Below are 20,567 nucleotides of genomic sequence, written 5' to 3' on the forward strand. Positions count from 1 at the left end.
CCAATTGTTATTAAAATTTCTCAGTATGTGCTTTTAAAAAGAGTTTTTTCCTTCTATCTTGTTATATCTCTTAATCATCATTTCTCTTAAAACCAAAACTAAGCGCATGAGAAAGTTCAAACTGCTCAAACTACTATTGAGCTTACTGCTCATTCCATTGTGTATGCAGGCACAAACCAGGAAAATAACCGGCAAAATTTCTGATGAAAAAGGCGAGCCTGTTTCATTTGCAACAGTTACCGTTAAGGGAACACAAAAAGCCGTTGTATCAGATGTAAATGGCATCTTTTCAATTGAGCTAACCGGCAATCAAAAAACGCTGATCATCAGTTCAGCCGGTTTTGAAGATGTAACTGTTGATGTATCATCAACAAGCGAAGTAAACGTTACACTAAAAGCAGGCACTGCTTTAGGAGAAGTTGTTGTTACTGCATTTGGTGTTCGTCAACAAAAAAAATCACTGGGCTTTGCTGCAACAGAGATCAACAACAAACAGTTGATGGAAAGCAAACAGCCTAACCTAGTAAACGCTATACAAGGTCGTGTAGCCGGTGTGCAGATCAATTCAACCGGTGGTGGCCCGGGTCAAGGCGCTAACATTGTTATACGTGGACCAAAAAGTGCTTTGGGCAACAATCAACCATTATTTGTAATTGATGGTGTTATCGTTGATAACTCAACTGTAACAGAAGGTGGTAATGCAAGTCTTCGTGGTATGAGTAACCGCATTGCCGATATTAATCCTGATGATATTGAAAGCATGAGTATTCTGCGTGGTGGCGCTGCTACCGCTTTGTATGGTTTCCGTGGAAGTAATGGTGTAATAGTTATTACAACCAAGAGTGCAAAAGCAGGTAAAATGCGTGTAAGCTATAACGCAACCTACGGTGTTGAAGAAGTAAATAAATACCCGGACGTACAGACTACTTATACGCAAGGTTACCGCAGTAATAACCAGATCTATTACAGTTCTACAGATTTCTTTCCAAGTTGGGGGCCAACAGTTACTGCAGCGAAAGCATTAGACCCAACACATCCAGATAAGATCTATCATCACTATGCAAGGGCATACGAACAGGGTAACCAATTCCGCAATACGCTTAATGTAAGTGGCGGTAATGAAAAAGCATTGGTAAACACATCGTTCAGTTATTTTACACATAATGGTGTTTTACCAAACACAAATTACAGTAACTGGAATGCACGTGTAAATGCTGTTCTGAAATTGAGTGATAAACTGCAGTTCAACCCATCATTCAACTATATCAACAGTGGTGGTCTTCGTTATAATGCAGATCGTTTTAATGAAAGTCTCAGTTACTGGAGTCCACGTTGGGATGTGAAAGATTACAAAACAGCAGATGGTGCACATAAAACTTATGGCAACAACAATCCCATTTTTGGTGCGTATTATAATACGTTCAAAGATAATGTTGATCGTATGCTTTCTAATCTTGCGCTTACATACTCACCTGTAAACTGGTTAGATATTTCTTACCGTCTTGGTTTGGATTTCACTTCCGATAATCGTCGTGCAACTGCACCCGGGCAAATAGCAAGACCGGGCATTGTCAACTTCGGCGATAATCCTTTAGGGTTTGTTGGTGAGTACAGGATCTTGAACAAAGTGCTTAACAGCAATTTACTTATTACAGGTAAGTTTAATTTCGGCGAAAAACTTACTCTCAATGCCAGAGCAGGCCATGATGTTGTTGACATCAATTATAACTTTCAGCAAACACAGGGATCTGAGCTAGACATTATCGGGCTTACTACATTGAATAATGCAAGAGTAATTACGCAAAACAGCAGGCGCACACAATTACGTACCATGGGCATTTTTGCCGATGCAACACTTGGTTATGATAACTTCCTGTACTTAACATTGACAGGACGTAACGATTATGCAAGTTCGGTAGCCAGTGGTAACAGTAGTTTCTTTTATCCAAGTGTAAGTCTTGCTTATGTATTCAGTCAACATTTTAGAATGCCTGACTGGATCTCCTATGGTAAGTTGAGAGGTTCGTTTGCCCGCATTGGTATTGCACCTGTTGAACCATATTTAACCAACACCTATTATAACAGCGCATTTGGTCAGCCTGTTAATGGTGTTAATGGCTGGACAAGAGATGATGTGAAAGGATCTGAAAACCTGAAACCCGAGTTTACCGATAACCGTGAAGTAGGTTTGGAAATGCAGTTCCTTAATAACAGAGTTGGTTTTGATGCAAGCTTTTACCAGATCAACAGTAAAGATGTGATCAACCGTGTACTTGTTCCAACTTCAACCGGTTTTACATCTTATGTACTTAACTCCGGTGAAATTGAAAACAAGGGTATTGAACTGGCTGTAAATGGAACACCCATTCGCAACAACAATTTTACATGGGAAGTAAACGCCAACTTCACATCAAACCGTAATAAGGTTGTTCGACTTGCTGAAGGCTTAAATGAAATTGTGATCGCATCTCAGTTTGGTTATTTGTCAAGTGGTGCTACACAAAAATGGGTGGTGGGTCAACCTGCTGGTGGATTATATGGTGTTGCCTACACTCGTTACTACGGTTCGCAAACCGATGATCGGGTAACATTGCGTCGTGATCTTCCATTATTGATAGCCAGCACCGGCAACCTTGCAGGATTCCCCATACGAGATGCTACCAATCAACGTTTACTTGGTAATTCACTGCCAAGGTTTATGTATGGAGTAAGTAATTCACTTACATATAAACAATTCAATTTGTCATTTTTGTTTGATATGCGTGCAGGTGTACAGCGCTTTAACCAGTTAGGCAACTTTATGAGTGCATTTGGTATTGCCAAGTATACTGAAGACCGTAATGATTTCAGAGTGTTCAACGGAGTAATAGCAGGCGGTGCTGCTAATACGCAACGTGTATGGCTTGGTATGGAAGTTGGACCTGATGGCCGTGATTATGATGATGGTTTTTACCGTAACATTCATCGTGGCGTTACAGAAAATTTTGTGGAGGATGCAGGCTGGGTGCGTTTACGCAACCTCAGTTTATCTTATACACTTCCCGCAAAAGTATTGGCTAAAACAAAGTATATCAAAGGTGCATCTTTCACAGTCACTGGTAACAACCTTTGGCTCAGCACACCATTTACCGGCTTTGATCCTGAAAACAGTTCAAATCCTTCCGGCAGCAATGCAGATGGTTTTGCCGGCTTCAGCTATCCGGGTGTACGCAGCTATTTTGTAGGCATTAACGTAAACTTTTAATGCAGTACAATTTTATCATGCTTAAATCACAGATTATGAAAAAGAATTTCAAACTACATAAAAGCATCGCAGCGGTCTTACTGATGCTCATTGGTTTTACGGGATGTAAAAAATATCTCGATATCAACAACGATCCAAACAGGCCAACAGAGCCAACCATCAATGGTATTCTTGCAGCAACTACACAAAATACCGGGTTGAATGTTTTTCGTGCAGCCAATGTGAGCAACTATTATGTACAATATTTTGCATCGCCTAATGCCAACTCGCCAACAGACATATATGACCGTGTTGACTTCAGCACTACCTGGCGTTTGCTTTACGATAATATGGCCGACATTTATGATCTTGAGCAACTGGCAATTAAAACAGGAAGTACTGCACATCTTGGCATGGCAAAAGTAATGATGGCCATCAACCTCAGTCTTACAACCAACATGTGGGGCAATGTTCCTTTTAGCGAAGCATTGTCAGGAAAAAACCTTAGCCCCAAATATGATAATGCACAGGAACTGCACACACGTTGTTTAACATTGCTTGATGAAGGCATTGTTGAGTTACGTAAGAACCCAACCATAACAGTTACTGCGAATGCTGATTTTCTTCATGCCGGTAACCGCACTTACTGGATACGCACTGCCTTTAGTATGAAAGCAAGATTGTTGAATCAATTGAGTAAAACACCTGGTTACAGCGCTACTAATGTTTTAGCTGCTGTTGACAGTGCTTATACAGCTGCTGCACAGGAAGCGAAAGTATCTGTGTTTACATTACGTAACCCGTGGGCAACTCTTGCACGCAACAATGCTGCACTTGTGCTGGATGCGTGGCTCAGTACAAATATTATTCAATCAATGAACGGCGTACGTTATGGTTATGTTGATCCACGCATCAGCCGGTTTACCGACACAACAAGGTATGGCGATTACCGTGGTACACGTAATGGCGCAGGTCGTGTGGGAACAGGTACCAGTCGTGACGAATGTTATCTCACAACAAATGGTTATTACAGTGCCGATGCAGCTCCATTGTTTGTCATTACACTGGAAGAAGTTAAGTTCATTGAAGCTGAGGCTGCATTACGTGCAAACAATGCATCAAGAGCATACACTGCATATATCGCCGGCATTACTGCACACATGAACAAACTCGGTATCTCGTCAGGAAACAGAGACACTTATTTAGCACGCCCGGAAATAGGAGTTGGCCAAGGCAATCTTACACTACCCATCCTCTTCCGTGAAAAATATATCGTGATGTTCCTGAGTCCTGAGGCATGGGTAGATGCACGACGTTTCAATTATGCCTACACAGGTTTTCAATTACCGCTGAGTTCATTGCTGAGTGAGCCGATCCGACGTCTCGATTATCCATCAACTGAACAATCGTTGAATTCAACCAATGTACCACAGGTACCAGCGTTAACGCAGCGTTTGTGGTGGGATTTGTAATCTCCGGGAAATAAACGAAAAAGCCGCATCATTTGATGTGGCTTTTTCGTTGTGAAAACGTTTGTCTTCTGCTTTCAGCATTGATTAACATATTTTCAAGGTCTCAAACTAAAAGATGCACTACCGGTTCTCCTTGCACCTCTTCTACATGAAATGAGCATCTGATCAATGACGATGTAACGGAAGTTGGAACATTCTACTTTGTTACGAAGAAATTACAATTTCAGACTCGCATAAGAAACAGGCATTTCTCGTCCACAATGCATCTTTTCAATTATGCAGCAACACAAACGATTGTCAAGACTTGCATACCTAAACTACTCAGCTTTTCGTATTTCCTTTCTTCCCGATTAATAATAATTTTGCTTTGCTTCTATGCTTTCCAAAACATTTAACTCATATAAGCAAGCCTATACAGGTTTATCAAAAGAAACCTGGTTATTATCGTGGATCATGCTGGTTAACAGAAGCGGAACCATGGTGGTTCCTTTTCTGAGTTTGTATCTCACCAGTCCTGCAATGGGTTACTCACTCAGCCAGGCAGGTTTTGTATTTGGTTTGTTTGGAGCAGGAGCATTTACAGGAGCCTATATTGGTGGAAGACTTACTGATAAAATTGGCTTTTATAAAATTCAGTTGATCACATTACTTGGTGGCGGATTGTTATTTATGGTATTGGGGCAAATGAAAAGTTATCCGCTCATTTGCATATTTACATTTGTATTGAGCTTTGTGAACGAAGCGTTCCGTCCTGCCAACTCAACCGCCATTGCTTTTTACAGTAACGAAGAAAACAGAACAAGATCGTATTCACTTAACAGACTAGCCATTAATTTAGGTTGGGCTATTGGCAGCGGATTGGGGGGATTAATTGCACATGTGAATTATGAACTGTTGTTCTGGATCGATGGCATCACAAATATCTCAGCAGCATTGCTGTTGTATCAGTTGCTGAAGCCACCGTTACAGGAAAGAAAAAAAGAAACCGTTGCAGCAGCAACAGTAAAAATTCTTTCTGCTTACAAAGACAAAGTTTATCTATGGTTTATTTTCTGCTCATTTTTATTTGCAGCAAGTTTCTTTCAGCTATTTACCAACCTTTCCGTTTACTTTAAAAAGGAGCGTGGTTTTTCTGAACCCTTTATCGGCTTTCTTATGGCTGCAAACGGGATCTTTATTGTATTAACGGAGATGGCATTGATCTATCGATTGGAAAAACGAAAAACTCCTTTACTGTTTGTTGTATTGGGTGTGTTGCTTACAGCCATCGCCTTCCTGCTGCTGAACTTTCTCAACATTACTCATCTCATGGCAATGGTTATTATACTTTTCATTACCGTTGGCGAAATGTTGTCGATGCCGTTTATGAACAGTTTCTGGATCAGCCGCAGCAATCACAGTAACCGTGGACAATATGCGGCTTTGTATACAATGGCATGGTCGGCTGCACAAACTTTTGGGCCGATGTTCGGAGCAAGAATTGCTGATCATTCGGGATTCAATGTTTTATGGTGGATAGTTGGCACTGTATGTATGCTTTCTGTAATTGGTTTCAACCTGTTACGCAAACAACAAACAGTAGTTGAATCAGAAGCATTAAATCAGCAGGAAAAAATTATGGAAGATGAAGTTGCAGCAGCACAGGATATTGCCGGTTAAGTTTCATACAACCACATAAACCAAGAGCCCGCATTAAATAATGATGCGGCTTTTTCTTTGTGCAAACGGTTGTCTTGTGCATTCAGCAGTGATTAACATATTTTCAAGGTTAAAATAATTGCATGCGGCAGCAAACAATACAGATGGTTGTACCAAAAAAGCAAACAACCCTCATCCCGATGATTATGATCTGTGCCCTGTTTTTCATCTTTGGATTTGTAACATGGGCCAACGGAACATTAATTCCTTTTTTCAAACTATCATTTGGGTTAACAGATTTTCAGGCCTTCTTTGTTACCTTCTCATCCTACATGGCTTATTTCTTTTTGGCCTTGCCGTCGTCCTGGATATTAAAGAAAACAGGATTTAAGAACGGGCTTGTACTTGGTATGCTCATTTTGGGTGTTGGTTCATTATTATTTATACCTGCTGCAAAGTCCAATTCATTTCCCTTGTTTCTAACAGGAATATTTATACAAGGTTCAGCGCTTGCATTATTACAAACTGCAGCAAATCCTTATTTAACAATTATTGGTCCTATTGAAAGTGCTGCGAAACGTATCAGCTTTGCAGGTATTTGTAATAAAACAGCAGGTATACTTGTGCCTATTATTATGGGCACTTTGTTTCTTAAAAATGCAGCAGCGATTGAAAAACAAATTGAAGCAGCAACAGGAATTGAAAAAGAACAACTGTTGCAGGAAGTTTTGGGCCGTGTGAATATGCCTTACATTGTTTTGGCTGTTATTTTTTGTTTATTCGCCTTGCTGATAAAATTTACACATCTTCCCGAAGTACAGGTTGAAGAAGATGTAGTGGATGAAGCAAGCGGTGAAGTTGTACATCATAAAAGTATTTTCCAGTTTCCACACTTGTTTCTTGGTGCATTTTGCATCTTCGTATATGTAGCTGCCGAAGTGATGGCAGGAGATATTATTGGCGTTTATGGAAAAGAGCTTGGTATAAGTGCTGATATTTCTAAATTCTTCACTGCATTAACGTTAAGCGGAATGCTTCTTGGTTATATCGCAGGCATCATTGCTATCCCCAAATATATTTCGCAACAAAAGGCGTTGCGCATCTGTGCAGTGCTGGGTATTATTTTCAGTATTGCCGCTTATGCTACGGGCGGTTATACATCCGTAACTTTTATTGCTTTGTTAGGATTAGCCAACTCATTAATGTGGCCTGCTATTTTTCCTTTAGGTATCAGTCATCTTGGTAAGTTTACGAAAACAGGTTCGGCCATTATGATCATGGGTATTGCAGGTGGTGCTATCTGGCCAATGATCTATGCCTGGTTAAAAGACAACCTGCAACTTGATTTTCAACTTGCTTATTGCATTGCAGTATTACCCTGTTATTTATACATCCTCTACTTTGCTGTAAGCGGACATAAAGCAGGTTTGAAAAAAAGATACAGTGCATAATCTCACAATTTTTTCTATTGAATTAAAAACAGTTTCATTATGAACGATGAATCAACAGGAGTAAGCCGCAGAAAATTCATTGATTCACTAACGAAAGCTGCTGCGCTCAGTACAGTAAGCCTTACCGGTTTGCCTTCTGCTGCATTTGCTGCAGATTCAAAAAAAGATATTGAAGCTGATGATCACCGCTTTCTCTGCAAACCATACCTGCATAGTATTGAACATGCCATCATGTATATTCGGTGTATCACAAATAAGAATTCGTATTGCTGGGTTGAATATAATGAACCGGGAAAGCCTGCACAAAAAGCACATACATTATCAGATGGTTTGGTAGATGCCAATAACCGTGTACATGAAATTAAACTTACCGGCTTAAAGCCCGGCACCACCTATGAATATAAAGTGATTGCAAAAGAGATCAAAGACTTTCAACCTTACAAACTTACATACGGCGAAACGATCAGCAGCGATGTCCATTCATTTACAACCTTCAACCCGGCAGCAAAAGAAACACAATGGCTGGTGTTAAATGATATTCACGATCGGCCCGCATCGTTTCAACAACTGCTGCAATTAAATGATAACGACCCTTATCAATATGTTTTCCTGAATGGTGATATGTTCGATTATCAAACGGATGAAAAACAGATCATCGATCATTTGCTCACTCCATGTACTGAATCATTCGCTGCACAAAAATCAATGCTGTTTGTAAGAGGTAATCATGAAACAAGAGGAAAATATGCACGCCAACTGAAAGATTATTTCTCTGCACCAAATGGCGCTTATTTCTCCTTTCAATCTGGACCTGTGTTCACCATTGCACTTGATACAGGAGAAGATAAAGAAGATACTCATCCTGTTTATGCCGGCATTGTTGATTTTGATCAGTTCCGTATTCAACAAGCAGCATGGCTTGAACAACAATTAAAATCAAAAGCCTGTAAGAAAGCGAAGTATAAAGTGGTGATGATGCATATCCCCACATTCTATTCGGGTGATGCGCATGGTACGTTGCACTGCAGGGAATTGTTTTCTTCTTTGTTTGATAAATATAAGATCGATCTCCTCATCTGTGGACATACACATACTTATGGCGTGCATCCGCCGGTTGCAGGAAAACATAATTATCCCATTATTATTGGTGGAGGACCAACCAATGGCAAACGCACACTCATTAAAGTACATGCTGATCAACAATCTTTGAATGTGCTAATGTTAAAAGATGATGGAACGGAAGTGGGGAAGTATACGGTTAATCCAAATCGATAAAATATATAAAGACACCGTTTCAATATTCGCTTCAGCCGATTAGATTAACTTTTTTCAAGTAAATTTTATCCCGGTAATCAGAATTACCTAATCTTAGCTACATGAATACATATTTAAAATACTTGTAATTCTTACACATGTTTCATAATTTTAAGAGAGCATACTTAACGATCGAACAAAACCAAATCCACAGTTTATTCATCAGTTTTGTCGCATTAAGTAATGAAATCTATGAAACTATCGATCAGAAGTTCAATACTAGTCACCTTATTACTCTTTACAATTCTTATTGTATCGATCGTTTATATTACTATACGTCGAACGGCAACGCTGAAAGATACCAATCAGGAAGTAATGTACTCCGAAGATATCCGTTATCAATTACAACAACTTCTACTTGCCGTACTCGATAATGAAACGGGCGCACGTGGCTATGTTATCACCAGCAATGAAAGTTTTCTTGAACCACTTTACGCTTCTGAACGCACATTAAAATCATACAGCAGTCAGCTTGAGCATCGCATTCAGAATCCTGCTATCAAGTCAATATTTATTGATTCATTAAAACCTCTCCTCAGTAAGCGGATCGTGTTCTCCCGGTTAATGATCAAAACAACAATGCTGCATAATTCCGATGCGGCCAGGGATCTCGTAGCAAGTGGTGTTGGCAAAAGATATACTGATAGCATCAGGCTGCTAGGTATTAAAATAAATGCCCTTCAAAATACATTCCTGCAGCAAAAACGCAGTAACAATGAACAGGCGCTCCGGCAAATGAATGTCTTCCTGTTCTCCATGTTGTTTATCATCTTCTGTTTATTTGCAGTTATTTTCAGATGGATCGTTCTGTATTTCAAAAAACAAAAGCAAACAGAAGAAGAACTTGAAGAAAAAGTACAGAAAAAAACAAAAGAAGTGCTCGAAGGTGAAGTACGATTCAGGAAGATGATCGAACAGATCTCTGATGGATTTTTCACATTGGATATTAACTGGCGTTTTACTTACATCAATGCAAATGCTGCGCAACTATTTGATCAATCGGTTATCGGTAAAAATATTTGGGAGTGTTTTCCTGAAACTTCAGGGGGCGAAATTCACACCGCCTTTCAACAAGCCATGAACACTCAAAAAGAAGTGTTCTATGAAGGTTACTCTTCTTATTTTAAACGCTGGATCGAGATCAGTATTTATCCTGCTTCTGACGGTTTAGTCATCTATTTCAGAGATATAACTGAAAAACGTTTAGCTGAAATAGAAGCACAACGCAGCCGGGAACAATACAAAACATTAATTGAACGCATCAGCGATGCATTCATAGCTGTTGATCATGAATTCCGTTATACATTTCTAAACAAACAAGCAGAAGAGTTGATCCACAAACCTGCTGATGAACTGATTGGGAAGACGGTTTGGGAAATTTTTCCTGATGCAGTTGGTTCAGATACTTTCCGTGCATTTGAAAAAGCGATGAAAGAACAGGTTTATGTAACTAATACCGATCATTATCCCGCACTTGATCTTTGGCAGGAGAACCATATTTATCCATCCAGTGATGGTCTGTCTGTTTTCATACGCAACATTACAAAGCTGAAGAAAAACGAAATAGCAGCAAGAAACAGTGAAGAGATCAGGCGGATCATTATGAACTCTTCGCTTGATGCCATTATCTGTGTTGATAACAGTAACAATATTATTTTCTGGAACAACCAGGCTGAAAGTCTTTTTGGTTGGTCTTTTGATGAAATAAAAGCAAAACCATTTCATGAAACAATTATTCCGACAGGCTATCGCAAGTTTGCAGAAAAAGGTATCCTGCATTTCCTGCATTCGAGAAATGCTGAAAGTTTAGATCGTATCATCGAAACAACAGTTGTTAATCGTGATGGCAAAGAATTTCCTGTTGAGTTCTTCGCTTTAAAAGTGCTTACCGATAACAACAGTTTTACCTGCGCCTATATTCGTGATATCAGTAAGCGAAAAGAACTGCAACAACAATTGATCAGGCAACAGAAAAAAACTGCCAGCGAAATTACTGCCACAGCTATTGATGCACAGGAAAAAGAGCGTAATGCAATCGGGCAGGAGTTGCACGACAACATCAATCAACTGCTTGCCGGCACAAAGCTGTTATTACAGATGATTCAGAAAAATCCTGAAAAACACACACAGTATCTTACAATGTGTGTTGATGCCATTAACCAGGTAATGAATGAAAACAGGCGTATTGCGCATGAAATGGTAACGCCTTTTTTAAGCCAGGAAACACTGGTTGACCTGATCTACAAAATTGCAAACAGTATGCTTGCCTTTGTAGGTATTGATGTGGAAGTTGAATTGAACAACTTTAACGAAGACGGCCTGAATGAAAAACAAAAGCTCACTCTTTACCGGATTGCTCAGGAACAGTGTACGAATATTATCAAATATGCCAATGCTTCAAAAGTGATCTTTTCGCTTGCATCAAACGAAGAATCTATTCGCTTAACTATTCGTGATGATGGCGATGGTATGACAACAAAAGCTGCAAAAGAGGGTATTGGTTTAAAAAATATTGCAAGCCGGCTAAGTGTGTACAATGGCACAATGGATATTATAACAAGTCCGGGTAATGGGTTTATGCTTTCGGTTGAATTGCAGACGGAAGATATGTACCAGGGTGTTTGATTAGAAATAAAAAGCCGCATCAAATGATGCGGCTTTTTATTATTCATTCAATCTTATTCCTCTTCTTTCGGCGGGTAAGAAATATTGATCAATCCTCTTCTGTTCTTCGCACGGCCATCTGCATTATCACGACCATTGATCACTTCCATTTCCAACGGACAACATTCACCAAATGATTCAAAGTTGATGCGGGCTGTATCCAGGCCTTTTGCAATCAGGTAATCGGCACAGGCCTTTGCACGTTTATCAGAAAGTACCTTGTTGTATTCAACTGTGCCCAAACCGTCGGTGTAACCACTGATCTGTACTATTGCTCCCGGATTCTTTACCAGGATATCATATAATGAATCAAGTTTGAATGCTGCATCATCTTTAATGTTATGCTTATCAAAATCAAAGTAAACTGTTACAACCGTTTCAGGTGTAAGAATGATTTTGCGTTCAAGCACAATATCTTTATTGGTAAACTTATCAGTGCTCCAGTCTTTTTCGTCAGTATTTACAATAGTAAGATCAGTTTGTTTTTCGCTGTAGCGATGTTTGCTCACCGTTACATTACCTGTAACATCTGTATCTACTTCAACCGTATAACGGCCGGAAGCATCAGTGGTTGCTTTTAATTGCTTGCCACCAGCATTCACTAATACAGTAACACCACTCACAGGTTGATTATCTTTTTTATCGATCACCAATCCGGTAATGATCTTTTTCTTCGGCGCTTTACTTACTGTATATGTTTCTAAACAACATTCTGAACCACGATCAGAACTGAACACTGCATTTTTTAATACAGAGGTTTTATCGTTTGTATGATAATACACATCATCTCTTATTGAGTTAACAGGGTGTCCCATGTTTTCAGCCGGCTTCCATGCAGTTTCCCAGCCTTTTGAAGTATAGAGATCAAATCCACCCATTCCCTGCTTTCCGTTTGAGGAAAAAACAAGTATGCTACTGTAACTGTGATAAAATGGTGCCTGTTCATCAGCTGCTGTATTAATAACAGCACCGGTGTTTACAGCTTCCCCTGTTGTACCATCGGCTTGTAAAGGAGCATACCAGATATCAAAACCTCCTGCACCACCGGGACGATCAGATGAAAAGAATAAATATTTCCCATCTGTAGAAACATAAGGTTGTTTGCTGCTGTAGCCATCTGCATTCACTGAAGTAAGTGCAACAGGTGCACTCCATCCTTCAGCTTGTTTTGTTACAAGATAAATGGCAGAACTCTTACGGCTATTACTGTTTTTCCATTGTGTGAAGTAAATACGATTGCCATCGGCACTTACACTCGCAGCTCCCTGGTTAATGGCTACTTCACTTGTTGGAAGAGAAACACTCTCGCCAACTTTAAATTCGTTGTTCTCTAATGTTGCAGCAAACACACGACTGTGATATGGATTTACACCTGCAGTTGCAGCAGTATCAGTTTCAGTACTTGTAATCAGAAATTGATTACCGCCTAAATGCACAGCTGCAAATACACCTTTTCCTGTTTCGTTTGCAAGAGTTGTTTTATTAAGTGTGTACATCACAGTATCAGGACGTACCAGTTGCGCTTTTATATATTTCAATGTTTGCAATTCATTTTCTGCAGCTGCTTTCAAAGGATCGTTGGCAGTTACGTTGCTGAGAAAGCGGTTAACACTTTCTTCTGCATCATCATATTTACCAAGGCTGCGTTGACATACAGCATACCAGTACCATGCATCGTTATACTTAGATGGCTCCTGTTCTGCAACAGTTTTGTAGCGTTCTGCCGCCTGCGGAAAATAATTTGCCAGGCGAAAACTTTCTGCCTGTTTATAAATGATATCATTTTTTGTAACGCCTTTGCCCATCCCACTTCCCTGGCTGTTGCGTTTTGCATTCAGCGGAAAATCAGCTTTTGATTTTTCTTTGGGGCCGGGTTTCAGAAATTGCTCATACAACTGTGCAGCTGTATAATAATCACCGGATGCGTAGTAGGCATTGGCCTGCACAATACGTTTGTCCTGTGCCTGTGTTTGCAGAAAGAGTGTGCAGGCTATTGCCGAAAGGGCAATTTTTCCTGCTGTTTTATATACAATGTTCATTGTAGAAGCTTTTTGTTGAAGAGAGATATTGGGTTTCATTTTTTTCTTTAGGTTGATCATTCACTTCAAAAAATTATAAGCGTGGGCAACGGATCCAGTCGAAAATGCTTCTGGTGCCGCTACGTTTGATATAAGAAAGACTTAATTCAAAACTGTTTACGTTTCTTGTCATTGATCCTAGCTTTGAAGCGTTCACATCATAACTCAATCCCACAATAAAGTTTCTCCAGTCAACACCCACAAAAGGAGCAATGGCATCTTTCAAACGATAATATCCACCAAACATAAAATCAGTTTCTTCATTTACATTCAGCTGTACGTATGTACCAATCATTGCTTCCATTGCTGTACCCTGCTGCATGTATAAAACATGTGGTACAATACTGGTACGTTCAGATAAATTGAAACTTAAACCACCATGCAACACATAACGGAGCGGAATGGTATTGAGTGCTACACTGCCCGAAGAAATAATGGGATCTTTCGGACGATTGATATGAAACACTGAAAGACCTGCAAATGCATTTGTTTTTTTATCGGGTGTTGCATCGTAATACAACGCACCTGCGCCTGCGTCGAATGTAGTAGAGTTGGTATTTGCAAAAGATTCATTTGTAGAGTTTCCTGCATTATAACCAGTAATGGGATTCCATTGATCGCCCCATTTGAATTTTGATTGATCTACTTTACGGTTTATTAAACCCGCCTGTATTGCCAGCACCAGGCGGTGATTATTATCAGCACCAAACTTTACGCCGGTGTAAGCAACAGAACCGTATGCATTGAAGTAGTTGAAGCCACCGTCGCCTGCTTTTTGATTCATCAGGTTAACGCCTACTGCAATGTTTTTGCTGGTACGTGTGTCGAACGATAAACCTGCAGTGCTGTAAGGATTGGTTACACTTCCCCACTGGTTACGGTAGATAGCAGATACACGATAATCACCATCGCTGCCACCCGTCATTGCCGGGTTAGTGTACATAGGATAGGTGTAGTTCTGCGTAAAATGTGGATCTGTCTGGGCAACCGATTGAAGCATGCCGAGCATTAACAGACATGCTGTAAGCAAACCGTGTTGTGTGATGAATTTATTTTTCATTGTATTGAACAGATATAAGATTTTAAATATGGTTATCAGGTTAATAGTATTTTATCGAACAAGTGTAATTGAGCCTTTGAGATCAACAGTGCGTCCGTCGGTCATGGTTGCACGCAATGCATACACATACACACCCACCGGTTGCGGTTTGCCTTTATGTGTTCCATCCCAACCTTGTGTCTGGCTGTTAAGGAAAGCAACCTGTTGTCCCCACTGGTTAAAGATGCGCATCTCCACTTTGTTGATATAATTACCATAGATCATCAGTCTGTCGTTCTTACCATCATTGTTTGGTGAGAACACATTCGGCACAAACACTCCTTTATCCAAAGCCTTTACGGTAATGGTATAAGTTCTTGGCGTACCGATACAACCATTGTTACGTGGTGTAACAGTTATTGTTGCCGTGATATCTGTATTACCAGGATTGGTTGCAGTAAACTGTGGCACATTACCATTGCCTGATGCAGCCAAACCAATTGCTGTGTTTGAGTTCGTCCAGCTTACAGTTGCACCTGCAGGTGTAATCGTGAAATTAGTAGCTGGTATAATGGTTCCATCGTTCACTGTAATATTTGCAGGCACAGTTACAGTTGGCACTGTACTTACTTCAACAGTATAGGTTTGTGTTACTGCACATTGTCCTGCTGTTGGTGTAAAGGTATAAATAGTCGTTCCTGCTGTTGCGCTGCTTACTGTTGCAGGAGTCCATGTACCTGTTATATTATTTACAGATGTTGTTGGCAGCGCCTGAACAGCTGCACCCACACAAATAGAAGCAGTTGTCCCAAAACTGAATGTTGGTGTAACAATCGGGTTCACTGTTACGGTGAATGTTTGAGTTGTTGCACAAACACCAGCAGTTGGTGTGAAGGTATAGGTGCCGCTTGCAGTATTGCTTACTGTTGCAGGCAGCCATGTTCCGTTCACGCCATTATCAGATGTGTTTGGTAAAAGAGGCACTGTTCCGCCTGAACAGATAGTAAGTGTAGTTCCAAAGCTGAATGTTGGAACTGTGTTCGCAACCACCGTAACATTCAATGTTGTGGTTGTTCCGCACTGACCTGCATTTGGTGTAAACGTATAGGTGCCGCTGGTTGTATTACTGATTGTTGCAGGACTCCACGTGCCAACGATACCATTTGTTGATGTGTTGGGTAATGCAGGAGCAGTTGCACCGTTACAAATACTTAATGCAGCGCCAAAGCTGAATGTTGGAGTAAGTATAGGATTTATAGTAACATTGATTGTAACAGGCAGTGCACAAAGACCTGCTGTTGGCGTAAAGGTGTAAGAACCACTTGCGGTATTGCTTACCGTTGAAGGATTCCATGTACCTGTAATGTTATTGTTTGATGTTGTTGGTAATGTTGGTGGGGTTGCGCCTTCGCAAATGCTTGTTGCAAAACTAAACGTTGGTGTAACATTTGGCGTAACCGTTACATTAATTGTAACAGGAAGCGCACACAGCCCGGCTGTTGGTGTAAATGTATAAGAACCACTGGCGGTGTTGCTTACTGTTGATGGACTCCATGTACCGGTAACGCCATTATCTGATGTTGTTGGTAACAAAGGAGCTGTTGCGCCACTACATATTGTAGTAGCAAAACTAAATGTTGGTGTAACGTTCGGTGTAACTGTTACATTAACTGTAACAGGTAACGCACACAGCCCTGCTGTTGGTGTAAATGTATACGAACCGCTGGCGGTATTACTTACTGTTGAAGGGCTCCATGTACCGGTAACGCCATTATCTGATGTTGTTGGTAACAAAGGAGCTGTTGCGCCACTACATATTGTTGTAGCAAAACTGAATGTTGGTGTGGCATTTGGTGTAACTGTTACATTAACTGTAACAGGTAACGCACACAGCCCTGCTGTTGGTGTAAATGTATACGAACCGCTGGCGGTATTGCTTACTGTTGAAGGACTCCAGGTACCGGTAACTCCATTCGTTGATGAAGATGGTAATAATGGTGCAGTTGCTCCTTCGCATATACTTGTTGCAAAACTGAATGTTGGAGTAACGTTAGGCGTAACCGTTACATTCACTGTAACAGGTAAAGCACATTGACCTGCGGTTGGTGTAAATGTATAAGCACCACTTGCAGTGTTACTCACAGTTGAAGGATTCCATGTACCAGCCACCCCGTTATCTGAACTTGACGGGAGTGAAGGTGCAGTTGCTCCTTCGCAAATGCTTGTTGCAAAACTGAATGTTGGGGTCACGTTAGGCGTAACTGTTACATTCACTGTAACAGGCAGCGCACATTGACCCGCAGTTGGTGTAAAGGTGTAAGAACCACTCGTTGTATTACTCACAGTTGAAGGATTCCATGTACCGGCCACCCCGTTATCTGAAGTTGTTGGGAGTGTAGGTGCCGTTGCTCCTTCACAAATATTCGATGCAATAGTAAAGGTGGGTGTTACATTCGGCGTTACTGTTACATTTACTGTAACCGGTAAAGCACATTGACCCGCAGTTGGTGTAAATGTATAGGATCCGCTTGCAGTATTGCTAACAGCCGAAGGGCTCCATGTACCGGTTACTCCATTTGTTGATGAAGAAGGCAAACTCGGAGCCGTTGCTCCTTCGCATATGCTTGTTGCAATATTGAATGTTGGTGTCACATTCGGTGTTACAATCACATTAACGGTAACAGGATTTGCACATTCTCCTGAGTTTGGAGTGAATGTATATGAACCGCTTGCTGTATTACTTACAGTTGAAGGGTTCCATGTACCACTCACACCATTATTTGAAGTTGTTGGGAGTGTTGGTGCAGTTACTCCTTCGCAAATACTCGTTGCAAAACTGAATATTGGTGTTGTACGTGGAGTTACAGTAATATTAATCGTTACAGGTAAACCACATTGACCTGCAGTTGGTGTAAAGGTGTAAGAACCACTTGCGGTATTACTTACAGTTGAAGGATTCCATGTACCTGTAAGACCATTGTTTGATGTAGTTGGTAATAGTGGTGCAGTTGTTCCTGCGCAGAAAGCCGGTATTGCTGTGAACGATGGAACAATGATTGGATTTGATAAGATAACACCTGAAAACAAGTTCGTTGTATTTCCGTTTTCTGTGATTGTAAATCCTGCATACACGCCTGCATTTAACCCGTTAATGACTGCCTGCCCAGCGCCGTTCGCAACAATAGTAACGGGGCCAACTGCATTACCATCATCGGTATAAGTAATATCATAACTTGTACCGGGTGTTAATCCATTGATCGTTACCGATCCGTCGGTACCGTTACAGGTAGTAGGATTGGAACTTGAAATGGTAGGTGCAAAAAAGGCGTGATCACTTGCAGTACCAATTTGGTCATCGGTAAGATTCCAATTATGCAACAAAGGGAAATCACCAAGTGTAAACACAGCCGGGTTGGCATTGTCAAATACTTTTCCGGAAATGCCGATTCCGTTATAATCGGTTTGATTATAGTTTATACTTCTTGCGGAAGCAAATGTTCCGAACGATTGTGCATGTGAGAAGTAAGAAAGCACCAGGAACAATAACGTTCCTGCAAAGGAAATTGGATTTTTTGGGTTCATTTTTTAGCTGTTAGTTCAGGTTAATACGGAGAATTAACGCATAAACATAACACATTCAATATTATTTTTAAAGAGATACAGTATTTTTCCTTAAAAATTGTGTGTTTATACTTACGGTGTCGGGAACACGAAAATGCGTACTACTCATGCTCAAAAAACGTAAAACAGTTTTGCTGTAATTACTTTCTTGTATTGCTGATTTCACAGTTAACTAACCTATGTGCACACTGGTATCTACGTACTGCGCAGATAATTCAAAAAATGAAAAAGGGAATGTTTCAAAAAACCTTTAGTTATAATAAGGGCTTATCATTAAAAACACAATCACACCCGTAACAGCAACATAAAGCCACAACGGCCATGTGATGCGTGCAAGTTTTTTGTGTTTATGAAACTCTGCAGTAAGGCCTCTGTAAGCTGTAAATAAAATAAAAGGAAGGATCAATCCCGCAAGGACGATATGAGTAATGAGAATAAAGTAATAGACAATTTTAATAAGGCCTGATCCGCCATAACTTGTTTCTCCTGTAAATAAATGATGACAGATATAAGACACGAGAAACATCACCGAAAAACCAATTGCCCAAAGCATCAGCTTTTTGTGTGTGCGGTAACGCTTGTCTTTCACTGCGAACAATGCGCCCAGCAACAGCAACGCAACAAACGTATTGATCAATGCATTGAGTCTTGCAAAAATGTGCTTATCAAATCCGAGATTTACTTTCAGCTCTACACGACTTAGAAAAGCTACTGCTACAAACACGATAATACTTACCGCAAAAATCAGGATGTAAGCAAGCTTATCATTCTTCTCAATTGCCGGGGGTAATTTCCCACGTCTGTGTTCTCTACTGTACGACATAGTTGTTTATTCTTATAGCTTTATTTACGGAACAGGTTTCGCTTTTTCTTCTTGTCTTTCTCTAGAAACAATAACCCGATATCTCTCGCCATCTTCGCCATTGCAATTGAATCGGTTCCATCGTACCAGCCACGTATTACACGATCTCTATCAAGCAGGTAAAATTTATTGGTATGAAGAAAAGCAGTATCAACTTCGCCTCCATCAATTGTTGCTGCTTTAAATTCATCATAAGCAAGTTTGTAAATGGTTTGTTTATCGCCTGTTAAGAACCACCAGTTGTTATGCCTCACCTTATACTTATCAGCATATCGTTTCAGTGCTTCCACGCTATCTCTTGCCGGATCAACTGTTAACGAAATAAAATGCACCAGCGAATCTGTTTTCAGAAATGCATCCTGCATCTTCTTCATATTACGTGTAAGCGTGGGACATGGATTTGGGCAACGGGTAAAAAAATAATCCACTACCAGCACTTTTCCTTTCAACGAATCAACACTTACGACTTTCCCTAATTGATTCGTGAAGCTGAAGTTTTCTACTTTATGCCACACGGTATCCTTCACCAGTTTCCCCTTCACTGTTTTTTCTGTTACTGAATCAAAAAAATAGTGGCGGGGCATATCTACAACACCTTCGCTCTGGTACTTTACAATAAGATAAGCTGTAACAGGGATACCAACTGCCAGTAATAAACCGAGAATTCCTTTTTTACTCATACACTTTTCATTCGCTGCTAAAAAAATCGTCCCGATACTCCATGAAGGAAAACCGGGACGAATATGAATCAGACAAGATAATTATTTCAATCCACCTTCATGAGCGCCACCATGTGCCGGCTCCACCTTCTGTTCGTATTTAACCGGATCTTTAGGGCGATATTCATTACGAAGATTTTTCCATGAATCACCATCCCACAAAAAAGCAATGATGAACCAGATGAATAATGCCAACGGTACAACAATGGTCATGATCATATTACGGATCTCATCACCAAGGTGCATAAAAATAGAAACGATATAAAATGCCTTAGCCAGGGAAAGAATTACAATCACTCCTTTGACAGCAATATCTAATCCTGCACTGAAATCAGTTCCGTATAATAAATAGCCGAGTGCAAGTTCAACGATGGTAATACCAGATAGAATCCAGGTTGTTCTCCAGATCCTTTTTTTCGAATCATCGCCCGGTGCATCATGTGGTATTGTTACTTCCCCGCCAAATGTTTGATGTTCCATATATAA

12 protein-coding genes are annotated in these 20,567 nt (G+C 40.4%); 6 read left to right on the forward strand and 6 right to left on the reverse strand.

What is annotated here, in order from left to right; all coding sequences use genetic code 11:
- The first annotated feature begins 106 nt into the window (after positions 1 to 106).
- The 6 genes from H4075_RS20915 to H4075_RS20940 all read left to right on the forward strand — a co-directional run bounded on the left by H4075_RS20915 (position 107) and on the right by H4075_RS20940 (position 11,723).
- On the forward strand, positions 107 to 3,244 hold the full coding sequence (locus H4075_RS20915; protein WP_182802752.1) for a SusC/RagA family TonB-linked outer membrane protein: 3,138 nt from the start codon (positions 107 to 109) through the stop codon (positions 3,242 to 3,244).
- 35 nt (positions 3,245 to 3,279) lie between these two features.
- Complete coding sequence (locus tag H4075_RS20920; RefSeq protein WP_182802753.1) at positions 3,280 to 4,695, forward strand: SusD/RagB family nutrient-binding outer membrane lipoprotein; 1,416 nt, start codon at positions 3,280 to 3,282, stop codon at positions 4,693 to 4,695.
- A gap of 375 nt (positions 4,696 to 5,070) precedes the next feature.
- Positions 5,071 to 6,354, forward strand: coding sequence for an MFS transporter (locus H4075_RS20925; protein ID WP_182802754.1), 1,284 nt, complete (start codon positions 5,071 to 5,073; stop codon positions 6,352 to 6,354).
- A 122-nt stretch (positions 6,355 to 6,476) separates the two neighbouring features.
- Positions 6,477 to 7,784: a sugar MFS transporter gene (locus H4075_RS20930; RefSeq protein WP_255460254.1), complete on the forward strand. Its 1,308-nt coding sequence runs from the start codon at positions 6,477 to 6,479 to the stop codon at positions 7,782 to 7,784.
- 39 nt (positions 7,785 to 7,823) lie between these two features.
- On the forward strand, positions 7,824 to 9,059 hold the full coding sequence (locus H4075_RS20935; RefSeq protein WP_182802755.1) for an FN3 domain-containing metallophosphoesterase family protein: 1,236 nt from the start codon (positions 7,824 to 7,826) through the stop codon (positions 9,057 to 9,059).
- 231 nt (positions 9,060 to 9,290) lie between these two features.
- Entirely contained in the window at positions 9,291 to 11,723 is a 2,433-nt protein-coding gene (locus H4075_RS20940) for a PAS domain S-box protein (RefSeq protein ID WP_182802756.1), read from the forward strand.
- A gap of 53 nt (positions 11,724 to 11,776) precedes the next feature.
- Here the strand turns inward: H4075_RS20940 and H4075_RS20945 are convergent, their stop codons facing one another.
- From H4075_RS20945 to H4075_RS20970, 6 genes are all read right to left on the reverse strand, one after another.
- The gene (locus tag H4075_RS20945; RefSeq protein WP_182802757.1) at positions 11,777 to 13,801 is read right to left on the reverse strand and encodes an OmpA family protein; all 2,025 of its coding nucleotides are present in this window, start codon (positions 13,799 to 13,801) and stop codon (positions 11,777 to 11,779) included.
- A gap of 73 nt (positions 13,802 to 13,874) precedes the next feature.
- Complete coding sequence (locus tag H4075_RS20950; RefSeq protein WP_182802758.1) at positions 13,875 to 14,900, reverse strand: PorP/SprF family type IX secretion system membrane protein; 1,026 nt, start codon at positions 14,898 to 14,900, stop codon at positions 13,875 to 13,877.
- Between the two features lie 51 nt (positions 14,901 to 14,951).
- Positions 14,952 to 18,461, reverse strand: a complete 3,510-nt coding sequence (locus H4075_RS20955; RefSeq protein ID WP_182802759.1) for a T9SS type B sorting domain-containing protein — start codon at positions 18,459 to 18,461, stop codon at positions 14,952 to 14,954.
- Positions 18,462 to 18,750: 289 nt separating this feature from the next.
- Positions 18,751 to 19,323, reverse strand: coding sequence for a DUF420 domain-containing protein (locus tag H4075_RS20960; protein ID WP_182802760.1), 573 nt, complete (start codon positions 19,321 to 19,323; stop codon positions 18,751 to 18,753).
- A 20-nt stretch (positions 19,324 to 19,343) separates the two neighbouring features.
- Positions 19,344 to 20,042 (reverse strand): SCO family protein, encoded by a 699-nt coding sequence (locus tag H4075_RS20965; RefSeq protein WP_182802761.1) that lies wholly within the window; start codon positions 20,040 to 20,042, stop codon positions 19,344 to 19,346.
- 81 nt (positions 20,043 to 20,123) lie between these two features.
- Positions 20,124 to 20,561, reverse strand: coding sequence for a cytochrome C oxidase subunit IV family protein (locus H4075_RS20970; protein ID WP_182802762.1), 438 nt, complete (start codon positions 20,559 to 20,561; stop codon positions 20,124 to 20,126).
- Between the last annotated feature and the right edge of the window lie 6 nt (positions 20,562 to 20,567).

The organism is Lacibacter sediminis (assembly GCF_014168535.1).
GTDB classification, from domain to species: domain Bacteria; phylum Bacteroidota; class Bacteroidia; order Chitinophagales; family Chitinophagaceae; genus Lacibacter; species Lacibacter sediminis.

Bases quoted from the DNA above. Each gene is read 5' to 3' on its own strand.
- H4075_RS20915 (WP_182802752.1), top strand. From the start codon at position 107: ATGAGAAAGTTCAAACTGCTCAAACTACTATTGAGCTTACTGCTCATT.
- H4075_RS20920 (WP_182802753.1), top strand. From the start codon at position 3,280: ATGAAAAAGAATTTCAAACTACATAAAAGCATCGCAGCGGTCTTACTG.
- H4075_RS20925 (WP_182802754.1), top strand. From the start codon at position 5,071: ATGCTTTCCAAAACATTTAACTCATATAAGCAAGCCTATACAGGTTTA.
- H4075_RS20930 (WP_255460254.1), top strand. From the start codon at position 6,477: ATGCGGCAGCAAACAATACAGATGGTTGTACCAAAAAAGCAAACAACC.
- H4075_RS20935 (WP_182802755.1), top strand. From the start codon at position 7,824: ATGAACGATGAATCAACAGGAGTAAGCCGCAGAAAATTCATTGATTCA.
- H4075_RS20940 (WP_182802756.1), top strand. From the start codon at position 9,291: ATGAAACTATCGATCAGAAGTTCAATACTAGTCACCTTATTACTCTTT.
- H4075_RS20945 (WP_182802757.1), bottom strand. From the start codon at position 13,801: ATGAACATTGTATATAAAACAGCAGGAAAAATTGCCCTTTCGGCAATA.
- H4075_RS20950 (WP_182802758.1), bottom strand. From the start codon at position 14,900: ATGAAAAATAAATTCATCACACAACACGGTTTGCTTACAGCATGTCTG.
- H4075_RS20955 (WP_182802759.1), bottom strand. From the start codon at position 18,461: ATGAACCCAAAAAATCCAATTTCCTTTGCAGGAACGTTATTGTTCCTG.
- H4075_RS20960 (WP_182802760.1), bottom strand. From the start codon at position 19,323: ATGTCGTACAGTAGAGAACACAGACGTGGGAAATTACCCCCGGCAATT.
- H4075_RS20965 (WP_182802761.1), bottom strand. From the start codon at position 20,042: ATGAGTAAAAAAGGAATTCTCGGTTTATTACTGGCAGTTGGTATCCCT.
- H4075_RS20970 (WP_182802762.1), bottom strand. From the start codon at position 20,561: ATGGAACATCAAACATTTGGCGGGGAAGTAACAATACCACATGATGCA.